General features: G+C 49.5%; 14 protein-coding genes and 1 tRNA gene. 8 read left to right on the plus strand and 7 right to left on the minus strand.

The genetic code is table 11. From position 1 onward, the window contains the following. Window positions 1–10 precede the first annotated feature (10 nt). Together IDAT_RS01340 and lrp are read right to left on the minus strand one after the other, a co-directional pair. Complete coding sequence (locus IDAT_RS01340) at window positions 11–2,398, minus strand: DNA translocase FtsK (RefSeq protein WP_034729505.1); 2,388 nt, start codon at window positions 2,396–2,398, stop codon at window positions 11–13. A 93-nt stretch (window positions 2,399–2,491) separates the two neighbouring features. Continuing rightward, window positions 2,492–2,983 (minus strand): leucine-responsive transcriptional regulator Lrp, encoded by a 492-nt coding sequence (gene lrp, locus IDAT_RS01345; protein ID WP_034729508.1) that lies wholly within the window; start codon window positions 2,981–2,983, stop codon window positions 2,492–2,494. 144 nt (window positions 2,984–3,127) lie between these two features. Here lrp and ald point away from each other — a divergent pair, with 144 nt between their 5' ends. The 4 genes from ald to infA all read left to right on the plus strand — a co-directional run bounded on the left by ald (window position 3,128) and on the right by infA (window position 6,395). Next, entirely contained in the window at window positions 3,128–4,255 is a 1,128-nt protein-coding gene (gene ald / locus IDAT_RS01350) for an alanine dehydrogenase (protein ID WP_034729510.1), read from the plus strand. Window positions 4,256–4,398: 143 nt separating this feature from the next. Continuing rightward, on the plus strand, window positions 4,399–5,358 hold the full coding sequence (gene trxB / locus IDAT_RS01355; protein ID WP_034729512.1) for a thioredoxin-disulfide reductase: 960 nt from the start codon (window positions 4,399–4,401) through the stop codon (window positions 5,356–5,358). Window positions 5,359–5,373: 15 nt separating this feature from the next. Further along, window positions 5,374–6,081, plus strand: a complete 708-nt coding sequence (gene aat, locus IDAT_RS01360; protein WP_034729513.1) for a leucyl/phenylalanyl-tRNA--protein transferase — start codon at window positions 5,374–5,376, stop codon at window positions 6,079–6,081. Between the two features lie 95 nt (window positions 6,082–6,176). Next, window positions 6,177–6,395 (plus strand): translation initiation factor IF-1, encoded by a 219-nt coding sequence (gene infA / locus IDAT_RS01365; protein WP_008489926.1) that lies wholly within the window; start codon window positions 6,177–6,179, stop codon window positions 6,393–6,395. Window positions 6,396–6,415: 20 nt separating this feature from the next. On the opposite strand, the gene clpA is transcribed toward infA, so the two are convergent. Continuing rightward, a complete protein-coding gene (gene clpA / locus IDAT_RS01370; protein WP_034729515.1) occupies window positions 6,416–8,689 on the minus strand; it encodes an ATP-dependent Clp protease ATP-binding subunit ClpA in 2,274 nt (757 codons plus the stop codon). Window positions 8,690–8,716: 27 nt separating this feature from the next. Then, window positions 8,717–9,037, minus strand: a complete 321-nt coding sequence (gene clpS, locus IDAT_RS01375; protein WP_081909704.1) for an ATP-dependent Clp protease adapter ClpS — start codon at window positions 9,035–9,037, stop codon at window positions 8,717–8,719. A gap of 219 nt (window positions 9,038–9,256) precedes the next feature. Between clpS and cspD the strand changes: the two genes are divergently transcribed. Then, window positions 9,257–9,466, plus strand: a complete 210-nt coding sequence (gene cspD / locus IDAT_RS01380) for a cold shock domain-containing protein CspD (RefSeq protein ID WP_034729518.1) — start codon at window positions 9,257–9,259, stop codon at window positions 9,464–9,466. Window positions 9,467–9,536: 70 nt separating this feature from the next. Here the strand turns inward: cspD and yejK are convergent, their stop codons facing one another. After that, window positions 9,537–10,580, minus strand: coding sequence for a nucleoid-associated protein YejK (gene yejK / locus IDAT_RS01385; protein ID WP_034729520.1), 1,044 nt, complete (start codon window positions 10,578–10,580; stop codon window positions 9,537–9,539). A 70-nt stretch (window positions 10,581–10,650) separates the two neighbouring features. On the opposite strand from yejK, the gene IDAT_RS01390 reads away from it, so the two are divergent. From IDAT_RS01390 to IDAT_RS01400, 3 genes are all read left to right on the plus strand, one after another. After that, the gene (locus tag IDAT_RS01390; protein WP_034729522.1) at window positions 10,651–10,872 is read left to right on the plus strand and encodes a YejL family protein; all 222 of its coding nucleotides are present in this window, start codon (window positions 10,651–10,653) and stop codon (window positions 10,870–10,872) included. A gap of 12 nt (window positions 10,873–10,884) precedes the next feature. Then, window positions 10,885–12,489, plus strand: coding sequence for a DUF3413 domain-containing protein (locus tag IDAT_RS01395; protein WP_034729524.1), 1,605 nt, complete (start codon window positions 10,885–10,887; stop codon window positions 12,487–12,489). A gap of 75 nt (window positions 12,490–12,564) precedes the next feature. Beyond that, window positions 12,565–12,641: transfer RNA gene (locus IDAT_RS01400), tRNA-Pro, on the plus strand. A 17-nt stretch (window positions 12,642–12,658) separates the two neighbouring features. On the opposite strand, the gene IDAT_RS01405 is transcribed toward IDAT_RS01400, so the two are convergent. Then, window positions 12,659–14,035, minus strand: a complete 1,377-nt coding sequence (locus tag IDAT_RS01405; protein WP_051986495.1) for a GTPase/DUF3482 domain-containing protein — start codon at window positions 14,033–14,035, stop codon at window positions 12,659–12,661. Then, on the minus strand, window positions 14,019–15,320 hold the full coding sequence (locus tag IDAT_RS01410) for a DUF2868 domain-containing protein (protein ID WP_034729526.1): 1,302 nt from the start codon (window positions 15,318–15,320) through the stop codon (window positions 14,019–14,021). The genes IDAT_RS01405 and IDAT_RS01410 overlap by 17 nt, the downstream gene beginning before the upstream one ends. Between the last annotated feature and the right edge of the window lie 17 nt (window positions 15,321–15,337).

Genomic DNA, 15,337 nt, shown 5'->3' on the forward strand with positions numbered 1-15,337 from the left:
TCTCTATCCCTCAATCACGAGGTGGGCGCGGTGCAAGCACGTCACGTTGACCATTACTTGCCGCACTACTAACGACACCACTCATTTCCATTTGTTCAACAATGCGCGCGGCGCGATTGTAACCAATTCTGAATTTACGTTGCACACTCGATACCGAAACGCGTTGAGTTTCGGTGACAAAGGCAACAGCTTCGTCGTAGAGCGGATCGCTCTCAGCATCGTCGCCGTCAAGGGTTTCGCCAGGCAATAAAGCGTCTTCGCTTGGGTCGCCTTTAAGAATTTCTTCTAAATAATTCGGTTTGCCGCGTTGCTTCCAGTCTTTGACCACCGCATGTACTTCATGGTCGTCAACAAAGGCTCCATGCACCCGAGTCGGCACACCGCTCCCAGGTGGTAAGTACAGCATGTCACCCTGCCCTAACAGCTGGTCGGCACCCGGCTGGTCGAGAATGGTGCGCGAATCAATCTTAGATTGTACTTGGAAGGCAATCCGCGTTGGAATATTGGCTTTAATCAAACCGGTGATCACATCTACTGATGGGCGCTGTGTCGCCAAAATCAGATGAATACCGGCAGCACGAGCCTTTTGCGCAATACGAGCAATGAGCTCTTCTACTTTTTTGCCGACGATCATCATCATGTCAGCAAATTCATCGATGACGACTACGATACTCGGCAAGGTTTCAAGTAGTGGCGGCATTTCATCCATCGAATCGCCAGGCTTCCACAAGGGGTCGCGTAGCGGCTCGCCAGCGTCACGGGCATCTTCAACTTTGGCGTTATACCCTTTGAGGTTACGCACACCTAGCGCCGACATCAGCTTGTAACGACGCTCCATTTCGCCAACACACCAACGCAATGCATTTGCCGCGTCTTTCATATCGGTAACGACTTCCGTGAGCAAATGCGGGATGCCTTCGTACACCGATAGTTCAAGCATTTTCGGGTCAATCATGATCATCCGCACTTCTTCTGGCGTGCTCTTATAAAGCATGCTTAAGATCATCACGTTAACGCCCACCGATTTACCTGAACCTGTGGTACCCGCAACCAATAAGTGCGGCATTTTGGCAAGGTCGACGATGACCGGCTGCCCAGAAATCCCCTTACCTAGCACCATGGTGAGCGGTGATGGACTCTGCTGGAAGGCATCACAATTGACAACCTCACTAAAGAACACGGTTTCACGACTCTTATTCGGAAGCTCAAGACCTACGTAGGATTTACCTGGAATGACTTCCACTACACGCACGGAAATCGCTGACAATGAACGCGCAATGTCTTTGTCTAAGTTCGAAATTTTCGATACTTTCACACCCGGTGCGAGATCCAACTCAAAACGGGTGATAACCGGGCCAGGTTGCACATTGGCAACTTTCACTTCGACACCAAAATCTTGCAACACCGCCTCAACGGTTTGACTGATTTGCTGTAACTCTTCTGGGGTCAACGGATTGCCAGTTTTGCGTGGTTTATCCAGCAGTGCTATCGATGGTAATGGGTCTAGCGGCGCCTTGACCACATCGTCATCATCGTCTTGTTCCTGTGCCTCAGCATCTGCTGCAGCTTTTACTTTTGCGGCTGGCACTTGCTCTTGTTTAGCAACTTTAACGGACTTCTGCTCGACCGCTGCGAAGATACCTAAATCGGGCTCGGGCTCTTCGTCAGTCGTAATGGTAAGGTCTAAGTCGAAATCAGGTTCGGTCCGCTCATTATCATTTAATGCCGGCAATGCTTTCAATTTACGACGCTTACGGCGTCGCTCACTGGCTGACTCAGTGGCTTGGCCCGCGCTGCGTGGCTGTTTCCAGCCGACCACGAGGTCTTTCGCGTAATGATAAAGCCATTGCGTCGCTCTAATCGTCCATTCACCTAGTTTGTCGGCTAACCACACCCACGAAATACCAGTGATAAGCGTTAATCCGGTGCACAGAAAGGTCAGTAGCAGCAAGGTAGTGCCAATCAAATTAAAATAAGGTAGCAAAGAACCACTAATGACATCGCCGACAACACCACCGGCCGAAAACGAATAGATTTCAGAAAAATTCAGCGAAGCCAACGCCGAGGCGCCAACCAAGGTTAGGATAAGTCCGATCAGACGTAACCCCAGTGCGAGATAATCAAGCTCGAGTAGACGGTGTGGCTGCTTGAACATCACATAGCCAAGACCCGCTAAACCGAAAGGGATTGCGTAGGCAACAAAGCCAAACGCGAACAGCAAGGCGTCAGCGAACCAAGCGCCAATGGCACCGGCAGCATTTTCAATTGCGCCTTCATAGCCCGTTTGCGACCAGCTTGGGTCGGCCGGGTTAAAGCTGACCAACGCAAGAAACAGAAAGATAGCAAAGGCTCCACACAGGATAAGCCCTACTTCTAAAATTCGTTGCGCACCACTCATAATTGCAGATTCCCTGTTCGCGTACGTTGTTCTTATAATGTCACTAGTGTAGCTTGTTCAACGCTTATATTCAGCTGTTTTACGAGCTCTTTGCTAACCTTTTATCAGCACTTTGTTGTCGTTCTTCACCTCTTCCATGACCACGTAAGTGCGAGATTCGTTCACACCTGGCATCATTAACAAGGTTTCCCCCAGTAACTTACGGTAGGAAGGCATATCCGGCACGCGCGCCTTGATCAGGAAATCAAAGTCCCCTGCCACCAAATGACACTCCAGTATTTCCGGTGTTTTTTGTACGGCTTCACTAAATTCTTGGAACGAGTCTGACGACGTTCGGGTTAACGTGATTTCCACGAAAACCATAAGGTTAGCGCCCAATTTTGTAGGGTTAAGCCGCGCATGATAACTCTCAATAACGCCCTCTTGCTCAAGCTTACGTACGCGCTCGTTGCAAGCCGTTGCGCTGAGCCCCACTCGGCGTGCGAGTGCCACGTTACTGGTGCGACCTTCATCCTGCAAAATCCGAAGGATCTTTCGGTCAATTCTGTCAATAGTGATTTTTACGGGATCTTCTGGGTTAAACATTGTTTTTCACTATATTGCTGCCATTTAGGGTCAGTATATACGCTAAAAGGGCATAAAAAAAGTACGAAACCAACCTACATTATCGCCTATAATCACCGCCGAAATATTCTTTGTTGAACTGACAAACTAAACGGGAACGAAGCCATGCTAATTGGTGTACCAAAAGAGATTAAAAACCACGAATACCGAATCGGTCTTACCCCTGCTGCAGTACGCGAATACGTTGCACATGGCCATAACGTATGGGTCGAAAATAATGGCGGTCTGGCGATTGGTTTCACCAACGAAGATTACGAACTTGCCGGCGCAACTATTGTAGCTGACCCTGCGGAAATCTTTGCCAAAGCTGACATGATTATCAAGGTGAAAGAACCCCAACCGAATGAGTGTATGCAGTTACGCGAAGGTCAGATTTTGTACACCTATTTACATTTAGCACCAGACCCAACGCAAACCGAGCTGTTGGCGAAATCAGGTGTAAGCGCAATTGCCTATGAAACGGTAACCGACCGTAACGGTGGTTTGCCTTTGCTGGCTCCAATGAGTGAAGTTGCTGGCCGTATGTCCATTCAAGCCGGCGCCCACAACCTTGAAAAAGCGAATGGCGGCAGCGGCGTGTTGCTTGGCGGCGTCCCGGGTGTAGAACCAGGTAAAGTATTGGTAATTGGTGGCGGTGTGGTAGGTACTCAAGCGGCAAAAATGGCAGTTGGTATGGGCGCAGACGTCACCATTCTTGACCGTTCATTGCCACGTTTGCGTCAGTTAGACGATATTTTTGGTGGCCGCGTGAAAACCATTTACTCCACCGTAGATGCGGTTGACAAATTCTCGCGTGAAGCTGATTTGGTTATCGGTGCAGTATTGATTCCAGGCGCAGCAGCACCAAAACTATTGACCCGTGAACACCTGAAAAATATGAAGCCTGGTTCTGTTGTGGTTGACGTTGCGATTGATCAAGGCGGCTGTTTTGAGTCATCAAAAGCAACCACCCACCAAGATCCAACCTATGTGGTTGAAGATATCGTTCACTACTGTGTTGCCAACATGCCAGGTGGTGTTGCACGCACCTCTACTATCGCGCTTAACAATGCGACCTTGCCCTTCGGCCTTGAACTCGCTAACAAAGGGCTGAAAGCAATGGAAAACAATGAACACCTGCGCAACGGTTTAAACATGCACAAGGGTAAGATCACTTATAAAGCTGTGCATGATGACCTAGGCGAGAAATTAGGCCTGGATTATCAAGATCCAATCGAAGCAATTCGTAGCTAAGTTTACCTTACGCAATTAGCTTTACAGTTTCGGGACCCGCACTTTGTTGCGGGTCTCTTGTTTGTGGCCGTTGTAATCCATACAATCAATCCCAATGTAAACAACAGATCACAAATCATAAGAAATAACGGAGTACATCGACTATGGCTGAAGCCAAACACTGCCGACTTTTGATCCTCGGCTCAGGCCCTGCTGGCTATACCGCAGCTGTTTATGCAGCACGCGCAAACTTGAATCCAGTGTTAGTGACGGGTATGCAACAAGGCGGCCAGCTCACCACCACCACTGATGTTGAAAACTGGCCGGGTGATGCCGAAGGGCTAACCGGGCCTGACTTGATGGTGCGGATGCAGCAGCACGCCGAGAAGTTCAACACTGAAATCGTGTTCGACCACATCAATAAAGTAGATTTTAGCGCGCGCCCGTTTCGGTTGTTCGGCGACAGCCAAGAGTTCACCGCTGACGCCGTGATCATTTCTACCGGCGCTTCAGCCAAATATTTAGGCTTAGACTCAGAAGAAGCATTCATGGGTAAAGGTGTCTCAGCCTGTGCAACCTGTGATGGTTTCTTCTACCGCAACCAGAAAGTGTGCGTTGTCGGTGGTGGTAATACCGCTGTTGAAGAAGCACTGTATTTGGCGAATATTGCCAGCGAAGTGCATGTCATTCACCGCCGTGACACCTTTCGCGCAGAAAAAATTCTGGTCGATCGCCTTATGGACAAAGCAGCCAATGGCAACGTAACTCTGCACTTGAATAAAACTCTTGATGAAGTGCTTGGCGACGACACTGGCGTGACCGGTGTGCGTGTTAAAGACACCAACGATGGTAGCTTGTCAGAGCTTGAGGTGATGGGTTGCTTTATTGCCATTGGCCATCAGCCAAACACAGGTATTTTTGACGGCCAACTCGAAATGCAAGACGGTTACATTGTGGTGCAATCGGGTTTAAATGGTAACGCTACGGCAACCAGCGTACCTGGTGTTTTTGCTGCCGGTGACGTAATGGATCACGTTTATCGCCAAGCCATAACTTCAGCTGGCACCGGCTGCATGGCGGCGCTTGATGCTGAACGTTATTTGGACGCTTTAACAAAAGCCTAACTGGATATCACGCAGGTGCTGATTCGCTTAAGCGACACGGATTATCGCTTTCCACGAGCAGAATTTGCCCTGCGTGAACCGAATGGGTTGTTGGCGGTCGGCGGTGATTTGCACCCCGAACGCCTGCTGAATGCCTATCGCAATGGCATTTTCCCATGGTTTACCGAGCAAGATCCGCCGCTTTGGTGGAGTCCTGATCCGCGTGCCGTTTTTACCCCAACAAGCTTACATTGCAGTCGCTCAATGCAGCGTTTTCGTCGTAAAACTCAGTTGCGAGTGACGCTCAATCGTGACTTTGCGGCCGTCATCCAAGCTTGTGCGACACTTCATGGTGAACGCGATGCAACTTGGATCACCGCAGACATGCAACAGGCCTATTGCGATTTACACGAACTGGGCCATGCCCATTCCGTTGAAGTTTGGCAGAACGATACGTTAGTAGGCGGCATGTATGGAGTGGCACAGAACCGCATGTTTTGCGGTGAAAGTATGTTCCATAGGGTAACCAATGCTTCCAAACTGGCGTTACTGAGTTTCGCTGAAGCCTTCTTTGACGCCGGTGGACAACTGTTAGATGCACAAGTACCTAACCCACACCTGGAGAGTCTCGGTATGCAAGAAATGCAACGCGCGCAATTTTTGCATTTGCTACGCGAGGACCAGCGCACAAACGCCGAAATCGCCACTGAATTTTGGCGTTGTCGCGAATTACCCCACATTTGAAGTGGCAATTTAAGCTAAAAACAGCTAGAATTCTGACCACTTTTTAGGAGCCTAACTAATTTTAGCGGCGATTAACCAAAGAATTGAGGAATTGAATGGCAAAAGAAGACAGCATTGAAATGCAAGGCACGGTGCTCGATACCTTACCGAACACCATGTTTCGTGTTGAATTGGAAAATGGCCACGTGGTCACCGCACACATCTCAGGAAAGATGCGTAAACACTATATCCGCATCCTGACCGGTGACACTGTGACTGTGCAGCTTACTCCGTACGACCTGACGAAAGGCCGTATCGTCTTCCGCGCTCGTTAAATTTAGCGTCGCGCGCGCCGTTAGCCCGTGGTTGAACCCCGGGCCTCACGCTCTAACACTTCAAACTGCAATTCATTATCGGCAAGATGCACCCGCACTTCGCCGCCATTGATGAGTTTGCCAAATAAGATCTCGTTTGCCAGCGGCTTCTTTAAGTGCTCTTGAATCACGCGCGCCATCGGCCGAGCCCCCATCGCTTTATCGTAGCCCTTCTCGGCTAGCCATTGATAAACAGCTTCATCGAGTTCCAACGTCACTTGCTTGCGATCCAGTTGCGCTTGCAGTTCGGTCACAAATTTATCAACCACCTGCGCAATCACCGCCGGATTCAAGTGATTAAACCAAACAATACCATCCAGGCGATTACGAAACTCAGGGCTGAAGACCTTGTTAATTTCTTGCATGGCATCTGGCGCATGATCTTGCTGCTTGAAGCCAATCGACTGCCGCACCGTTTCTTGTACACCTGCATTGGTGGTCATCACCAAAATCACGTTACGAAAATCGGCTTTACGGCCATTATTGTCGGTTAACGTGCCGTGGTCCATGACCTGCAGCAGAATGTTGTAAATGTCGCTGTGCGCTTTCTCTATTTCATCGAGCAACACCACGCAGTGTGGATGTTTAATCACGCCCTCGGTTAATAATCCACCTTGGTCAAAACCGACGTACCCTGGCGGTGCACCAATCAAACGACTTACCGCATGGCGCTCCATGTATTCCGACATATCAAAACGCAAAAACTCGATGCCTAGGGCTTTTGCTAGTTGCTGGGTGATTTCAGTTTTACCAACGCCAGTAGGACCCGCAAATAAGAACGAGCCAATAGGTTTATGCTCGGCACCTAAACCTGAACGTGACAAACGAATCGCGGCGGTAAGCTGATCAATTGCTTGATCTTGCCCAAACACAACCAATTTCAGATTGCGATCGAGTTGCTTCAATAACTGCTGATCGGAACGCGAAACACTCTGTTCAGGAATGCGCGCGATTTTGGCAATGATTTGTTCGATATCTCCTACCCCAATCGTCTTTTTCCGCTTCGACGGCGCGAGCAGACGCTGGCTAGCACCGGCTTCGTCAAGTACATCGATGGCTTTATCAGGCAAATGCCGCTCATTGATGTAGCGTGCCGACAATTCAGCTGCAGCGCGAATAGCATTTTGCGTATAACGAATACCGTGGTGTTCTTCGTAGCGCTCTTTCAAGCCCAACAAAATTTTCGTGGTATCGTCCACCGACGGCTCGTTTACATCGATCTTTTGGAAGCGCCGTACTAATGCGCGATCTTTTTCAAAGATGTTTTTGAACTCACTGTAAGTCGTTGAACCAATACACTTCAGTTCACCACTACTAAGGAGTGGCTTGAGTAAGTTTGAAGCATCCAGTACACCACCGCTAGCAGCGCCAGCACCCACAATAGTGTGGATTTCGTCAATAAACAAAATAGCGTGGGGCTGCCCTTTGACTTCTTTTAACAACTGCTTGAAGCGTTTTTCAAAATCGCCACGATACTTAGTTCCGGCAAGTAAGCCACCCATATCGAGCGAATAAATGGTAGCGTCCGCCATCACTTCAGGCACTTCACCCTGGACGATACGATAAGCAAGCCCTTCGGCAATAGCTGTTTTACCAACGCCAGCCTCGCCAACCAACAACGGGTTGTTTTTACGACGGCGACAGAGCACTTGAATGCAACGCTCTAGTTCACTGTCTCGACCAATGAGTGGGTCAATAAAGCCTTCGCGCGCGCGGGCATTTAAGTTCGTACAAAAACGCTTAAGGTAGCTTTGCTGCTCTTCGCTTGCGGCCTCTTGCTGTTCATTGTCGTCACTTTCTGGACGCACGACTGGATCATCCACTTTGGTTAAGCCATGCGACAAAAAGTGCACCACATCTAACCGCGTAATATCGTGTTTATTCAGCAGGTAGACCGCATGCGATTCTTGTTCACTGAAGATGGCCACCAGCACATTGGCGCCTGTTACTTCGCTGTTACCCGAGGATTGCACATGAAACACCGCGCGCTGCAACACGCGTTGGAAGCCCAACGTTGGCTGGGTTTCACTTTCGGCGGTTTCGTTGTCGAAACTTGGCGTGCTGCGATCGATATAGGCGAGCAGTTCTTGCTTGAGTCTGGTGAATTCCAGTCCACAAGCGCGCAATGCTTTTGCCGCTTCTGGATTGTCGAGAAGTGCCAACAGTAGATGCTCTACTGTCATGAGTTCATGGCGACGGTCACGGGCAATCCGAAACGCATCGTTTAAGGTAATTTCTAAAGCTTTGTTCAGCATAATGCACTCCTCGATCGAACCGACACCCTACGCTTTTTCCATGGTGCACAACAGCGGATGTTGATGCTCACGCGCGTACTGGTTCACTTGTACTACTTTGGTTTCTGCAATCTCGGCAGAATAGACCCCGCAAACTGCTTGGCCTTTATAATGAATGGTCAACATGGTATCGGTTGCCCGCTCTTGATCCATTCGAAAGAACTTGATGAGAATCTCGACCACAAAATCCATTGGCGTGTAATCATCGTTGTTCAAGATGACCTTATACATCGGCGGCGGCTGTAACTTTTGTTTATCCTTTTGCGGATCATGAACGACGCCGTTTTGTTGTTGATCCATCTGACTCATAACTGCCCTTTCTTTATATATAGCTAGAAAACCTTAAAACCGCTCACTTAAATTTTGCTTTTTCTGTGTTTTTGCTTACTAAATAATCAAATTTTGCCTTGACACCGTGTAGATCTCACCTAGAGTAAAACATGGCGTTAACACATACCGTTTTCAATAGCGGCTGACGTCATTCTAACAATAACTAAATAGTAAATGCAGAATAAAGGAAGTAGAAGTATGGCAACCGGTAAAGTGAAATGGTTCAACAACTCAAAAGGTTTTGGATTCATTGAAGCAGAGGACCGTGAAGGAGATATCTTCGCGCATTATTCAACCATTGAAATGGAAGGTTATCGAACGCTGAAAGCGGGCCAAGATGTCGAGTTTGAACTCGAAGAAGGTCCAAAAGGTCTTCACGCGACGAACATTACGCCAGTGCAAAAATAAGACCGGCAACATCAACGAAAAACGCCAGCGCTACCGCTGGCGTTTTTATTTGGCTTAACTGTTGGTACCCCTAACTGTCGATGCCAAAGTATCGACGCAGCTGGTCACGTAAGTTCGGCGGCGTACCGTGAATGGTCAACTTATCAGTCTGTGGATCATACTCCACGCGAGCACCCAATAAGTCTTGCTCAAATGCCACACTCAAGCCCCCACCTTGGCCTTGGAACTTCACCAGCTTTTTCAACGTGCTGCGATCGGTAGGAAATTCTTCAACCAATGCATGCTCGGCTTGCTGTTGATTAAAATCGGCAAAGCTGCGTTCGCGCGGCAAGCTCTCACGCAATTGTTCAGAGAGATCTTTCACCCGAACCGGCTCGCCTTGCTGCCACTGTTGATCACAAATCTCGTAAACTGATTTGCGTAACTGTCGCGCTTCATCAGCGGGTAGTTGCTCTTCTCGCGCATACTTGTGGATACTTTCAACCAACTGTTGGGATTGCTTTTTGGCATTTAGTCCTTCGGCACAGCCGAGGAAATCAAGAAAGAAATCAGAAACCTTGCGCCCGGCACGACCTTTAATAAACGAAATATAGCTATTCGATTCGGGCTCTTCTTGCCACTCGGTCAAGTTCACTGATGCTGCCAACTGCACTTTGCTAATGGCCAACTGTGATGAGCGATCAACACTCAAGTCAGCCGCAATGGTGACACCGTCTTGGCTAGGCAAGAAGGCAACCACTAGATAGTCTTGACCGCGCTCGCGGTAACTAGCGAGCAGCAAAAATCCGGCTTCGAGAATGCCATAATGTTGTAGTTGTTGATGTAGCAACTTAGCGCTTTGCTGCGAGAAGTCGACAAACTCAAGTTGCTGTTGATGCCATTGAGTCAATAGCTCTGGAAAGTTGCTCTCGACGCTCACTTCATGTTCGTCTTCGGCGCGTAAAAAGCGTGCATACCCTTTACTGGGTTTAGCTTGATAGACTTGCGTAAGTTCTTCCAATAACAAGCTGACTTCGTCATTAATCGCCAGTGTTGCTGGTGCTACGCGCAGGCCAATTTGGCCATCGTTAGTGTAAAACTGATGAATGATGCTGTGTTGTACTTCTGCATGCATGGTCAACTACTGCCCTTCTGCAATCCCTGTGTTAAGATTGCGCCATTCTAACATGTGAGGAAATAATTCGATGCCTATCGTGTCAAAATATGACGTGACCCGCCAACAACAATTGCTCGATGCGGTACTAGCACCGCTGCAGCAAGACCAAGTACCGGTCGATCTCGCACTCATGACGCTAGGTAATGCTGTCACGCATATCCTTGAATCTCATTATCCACCGGCAAAAGCTCAGCAAGTAGCTGAACAATTTGGCAAAGTGCTGCTACAATCTATTTCTAAATCAGCTTAAATCAGGTTGCACATGAGACAACGCAGACAGCGGCGCGACAAAATTGCACGACTTATTAGTTGGGGGCATTGGTTCACCTTTTTTAATATTCTGCTCGCGCTTGCTATCGGTACGCTGTATATCGAAGCTGCGGATACCCCGTCGACAGTTCTAGCCGGGGTTTACATGATTATGAGTTGGCTGGGGCATTTTGCTTTCTTGCCGTTTATTGTCTTTATTATTTTGATCTTTCCGTTTTGTCTGCTGATACCCTACACCCGCTTTCTTCGTGGTATCGCTACGCTGGTTGCGTCCTTTGGCTTGATTGCCTTGGTCGCAGATGCCTTGTTCTTTCGCCAGTACGGTTATCACCTAAACACCTATTCGCTTTCGCAACTTGCGGTCGATGCTGAGTCAACCTTTGCCGGTGCAAGCTTTGTGTTGTTATTGGGTATGTTATTACTGTTCGTGGTGCTCTTGGTATTCGAACTCGTGCTTGCCAATATTGCCTGGAAGCGTCTTGATCGTCTTAAGCAACGCCACTGGGGCGCCGCCTTTAGTGCTGTCTTTGTGCTGTGTTTTCTCACCAGTCATAGCGTGCATATCTGGGCTGATGCCGTATTTTATGACCCCATTACCAAGCAGGATGATTTATTTCCATTATCTTACCCCACTACAGCACGCACACTGATGAGCAAACATGGTTGGCTGGTAGAGGAGCGACTACAGGCAACCGACCGCCTATTGCGCGAGACTGCTTCGATTGAGCTGAAGTATCCGCAGCGTCCCCTCATGTGCGCGCGTGAAACCAATGCAGTTAATAGTCACGTGGTGTTATTCAATCATCTAACAGCCGCACAACAACAGCAGTTGCTGGCAGCATTACCAGAATTGCAACCGCTGGCCACACCGGTGTTAGGTCAAACCAACACCCAAGCAGGTTGGTTCGAACTGTTCTACGGTTTAGCTGATATTTACGCCGGTCCGGTGTTAGAGCAGCAGCAGCAGCCAGCGTTTTGGCAACAACTGAACGATTACCAAGTGGCGTTCAATGTCCGAGGTGACCACGCAGCATTCGCCGTGCCAGAGTTTTTACATGCAGCGCCACGCGGAAGTTATCGCGAGCGCATCGACATCAGACTCAGCTCCACCATAGAGCCAGAGCTTATCGAGTCGTTACAACAAGCAATAGCCGCTGGTGAACAGGTATTAGTTACGGCACTTACGCCGAATCATGACATTGGTAATAGCATTGAAGCCTTCGCAATGAGTGAAATGACCGTGCCCGCCTTCACTACTAGCAATCTACAATTTGCCGAGCAAGACGTGATTTTGCTTACCGATATAATGCCAAGCTTAGTGACGCAATATATTAACTGCAGCGACGGCGTAAAATCCTTTGCGACGGGTAAAAACCTATTCGATGCTGGCGAGCGCCGGTTTCCAGTGTTAACTAGTTTTGGTCGTGAGCTGGTGGTGTACGATGCATCCACAACAACGGTCATCAACGCGAACGGCGCGATGCGCTCATTCGATAACAGCACCTTGCAACCACAGCCGTCGTTTTCGCCAGCAACCCCAGTTTTGGTCGATGGCTTGAAGCATTTGCAACGCTTTAATGCGCAAACTGTGCAATAAAGCAGCAGTTGCTGCGTTTTCGCAGTTGCAAAGCTTGAGTAATTGCGAAAAAACCGTAATATAGCCGGTCTCGGTCGGCGTGTGGCGCAGTTTGGTAGCGCACTGTCATGGGGTGTCAGGGGTCGCTGGTTCAAATCCAGTCACGCCGACCAATTCTCTTCTTAAGTTGCTAGGTTCGGCTCACACTGCCAAGCCACTGCACCAGCTCAGTTGCTAATTTGCTCTCATTGATATCCGGCAAGCGCTCGCGTAGCGGTGCCAGCAGTTGTTCGAGTTCTTTTGCTTCACTGCGCGACAACCGTTGCTGTTGAATGCCCTGCGCGTCAATACGCAATGCCTCGGTTGCGGCATGACCACGTTTACTTAACTGCTGCAACAGTAACAACTGTCTACCGACCAGTGTCACCAACGTCACACTATCGATTTGTAACACACGCTCGCCCGTGATTTTCTGCTTGATCTTATCGCCAAAATAACGCCAGCTCTGGTACAAGCCTCCAGCTGCAGCACCGAGTGCAGTCGCAGCCCCCAAGCTCATGCCACCGACTAATAAGTCGATACCTGCGCCTGCCGCTGCCCCCGCTCCTACACCAAACCCGGCATCTTTGCCCCAAGCCTTTAAAGTGGCGTCGGCGAAAAGATCTTCGCGCCATTCACCTTGCTCGATATCGATGGCATCAAGCTCTGCGTCGCCTGCTAGAAAGGCAAAGCGGGTTAGTAACTCCTGCACAGTCTGTTGCTCGCGCGTTCTGATGCGGTGGCGTAGCTCACTGACGTGTTGATTGAGCGTCGCCTCGTCCACACTGGCTGGTATACGCAGCTGTAACTTGCTGACATCAATCAGTAATTGCGCAATGGCATGTAGGCTTTGCGCATATCGCTGCTGACGTTGTTGCTGGCGATGTAGCAGTAACTGTTGCAACGGTTGCTGCGCTGACGGCAACACGGTTGTTAAACTGGTGAACAATTGCTGTTCACCGCCTTCTGGTGGCGACACAGTGTCAAAAGCAACAACGGCATGTAGATTGACTTTAGCAAGCGCCTGTTGCCACTCTTGTTGTCGGCTATGAGGACTCGCGGTGAAATTCAATACGGGCAATAAAGGCTTGCCGCAACGCGAAAGTATATGCAATTCATCTTGAAATTTTTGCAATACAGGCTCCCTACTATCAATCACATAGAAGGCAGCGTCTGACTGTAACAGTTGTCGTAGCACTTTGGCTTCTTGATTGAAGTAGCCCTGAGCCTCGGTACTTTGTAAAAACTGTTCGACCTGTGCTGGGCCATCGTGACGATATTGTTGCCGGTAGTTTTCAAGTAAAGCATACAGCTCTTCCCCCGACTCCAAACCGGGCGTATCGTAAAAGCTCATCACCTGCTGTTGTTCGAGCCAGACACCTTGTTCGAGCACGTCGCGCGTGGTGCTTGGGGTTTGTTCAACCGCACCAAAGTCACGTTGCTGCAACAGGGTTCGCAACAATGACGTCTTGCCAGCATTGGTATGCCCAACCACAGCAATGCGCAATGAACTAGTCGACGCGGACATAAGCGACTCCATACTGATCGAGTAGTTGTTGCCACTGATTTAGGTAAGTCGCGGCAGGACTATCCACCAGTTGCACTATCAATTTTTGAGTGTATTGCGCGGTCTGACTTAACAAACGCATGCTGCCGCGGTCAGGCGTGCTCCGACAATCAATGCGCAGTGTCACCAGCGCGCGCGGCTGTTGTTGTAAGTCGCTTAGCCAACGTTGCTTATCAGCGTAGCTTGCAAGTACCCCAAAGTAGTTCGTCAAGGTGCTCGCGACCTGTGCTTGCGCTGATTCAAAATCTAAACTTGCAGCTAGCTCACCGCTACCTTGTTGCGCGTATTGAAACCTGAGGTGCTCGGCCGCGTTGCCAGTGTCGGCATCAACGACTCGTGGCGCGTGCGCACTGCGTGTTTGTTGCAGCTCTTGCACGACGTGAATATGCCCCGCTGCCTGTAAATCAAGCTGCATGCGTCGTACCCGAAAAGCAAACAGCAGCAAGCATAGCACCACGGCGAACAACCGCGGCAATACTGCGTAAAACAACACACAGACGGATAACCAGCGCCCGGCTAAATTTGCAAAATAAGGCTCCTGTTGTGCCTCAATCGGCGGTAATTGCACCCCAAGCAGTAGTTCTGGCAAATAGTTGATGAGCTGCGCCAACATTAACAACTGAGGTTCGTCAAGAATGGTGGTCGCCCAATGAAATTGGTAATTGTTAAAGCTCAAGTACAGCAACAAGGTGAGCCAACTCGCAGCACCGATCAGCAACCAAAAGCCATGAGAGACAGCACCGGTCAATGGCACCAACAGGCGCTGTTGTTGTACCATGCGTAACCATGCGTCGCTCAATTGCTGTGCAGCGGCATCTCTGACCAACCAGCTATTGAGACTCATAGCAATATGGCTGATGCCACGCGGCTTTGCTGAATGTGTAGCGAGCAATAACCACAGCAGTAACAGCAATAGGTTGGGCACTACCAGAATAGCGACCGCGAACAATAGTGAAATCGGCGGTGGTTGTTGCAGCAGTGTTTGCACCGCTCCTGCGCCTAGCAACACCGCGATAAAGCCAAACAATACCATCAGCAGCCGCCGCATGTTTTGCCAGCGGTGCAATTGTTGTGTGGTTCCGCGGCGTTCAGCGAGGCGCTCAGCGCGACGCAAAAGCTCTAGCTGCGGTGCGGCATCGGTATATTCCTGACGATGAAACAACTGTTGTTGGCGCGCAAAGTCATGTTGATCGTGTTGGCGTTGCAACTCTGCAAGCCAGAAGCGCTCAAAACGAGATAAACTCAAAGAAACGTCCTACTCAG

The sequence above is a fragment of the Pseudidiomarina atlantica genome (assembly GCF_000753735.1).
GTDB lineage: Bacteria > Pseudomonadota > Gammaproteobacteria > Enterobacterales > Alteromonadaceae > Pseudidiomarina > Pseudidiomarina atlantica.

Excerpts from the sequence above, each read along its gene's own strand:
- ald (WP_034729510.1), top strand. The coding sequence starts at position 3,128 with ATGCTAATTGGTGTACCAAAAGAGATTAAAAACCACGAATACCGAATC.
- IDAT_RS01405 (WP_051986495.1), bottom strand. The coding sequence starts at position 14,035 with ATGTCCGCGTCGACTAGTTCATTGCGCATTGCTGTGGTTGGGCATACC.
- IDAT_RS01390 (WP_034729522.1), top strand. The coding sequence starts at position 10,651 with ATGCCTATCGTGTCAAAATATGACGTGACCCGCCAACAACAATTGCTC.
- infA (WP_008489926.1), top strand. The coding sequence starts at position 6,177 with ATGGCAAAAGAAGACAGCATTGAAATGCAAGGCACGGTGCTCGATACC.
- trxB (WP_034729512.1), top strand. The coding sequence starts at position 4,399 with ATGGCTGAAGCCAAACACTGCCGACTTTTGATCCTCGGCTCAGGCCCT.
- IDAT_RS01395 (WP_034729524.1), top strand. The coding sequence starts at position 10,885 with ATGAGACAACGCAGACAGCGGCGCGACAAAATTGCACGACTTATTAGT.
- clpS (WP_081909704.1), bottom strand. The coding sequence starts at position 9,037 with ATGAGTCAGATGGATCAACAACAAAACGGCGTCGTTCATGATCCGCAA.
- clpA (WP_034729515.1), bottom strand. The coding sequence starts at position 8,689 with ATGCTGAACAAAGCTTTAGAAATTACCTTAAACGATGCGTTTCGGATT.
- yejK (WP_034729520.1), bottom strand. The coding sequence starts at position 10,580 with ATGCATGCAGAAGTACAACACAGCATCATTCATCAGTTTTACACTAAC.
- cspD (WP_034729518.1), top strand. The coding sequence starts at position 9,257 with ATGGCAACCGGTAAAGTGAAATGGTTCAACAACTCAAAAGGTTTTGGA.
- lrp (WP_034729508.1), bottom strand. The coding sequence starts at position 2,983 with ATGTTTAACCCAGAAGATCCCGTAAAAATCACTATTGACAGAATTGAC.
- IDAT_RS01340 (WP_034729505.1), bottom strand. The coding sequence starts at position 2,398 with ATGAGTGGTGCGCAACGAATTTTAGAAGTAGGGCTTATCCTGTGTGGA.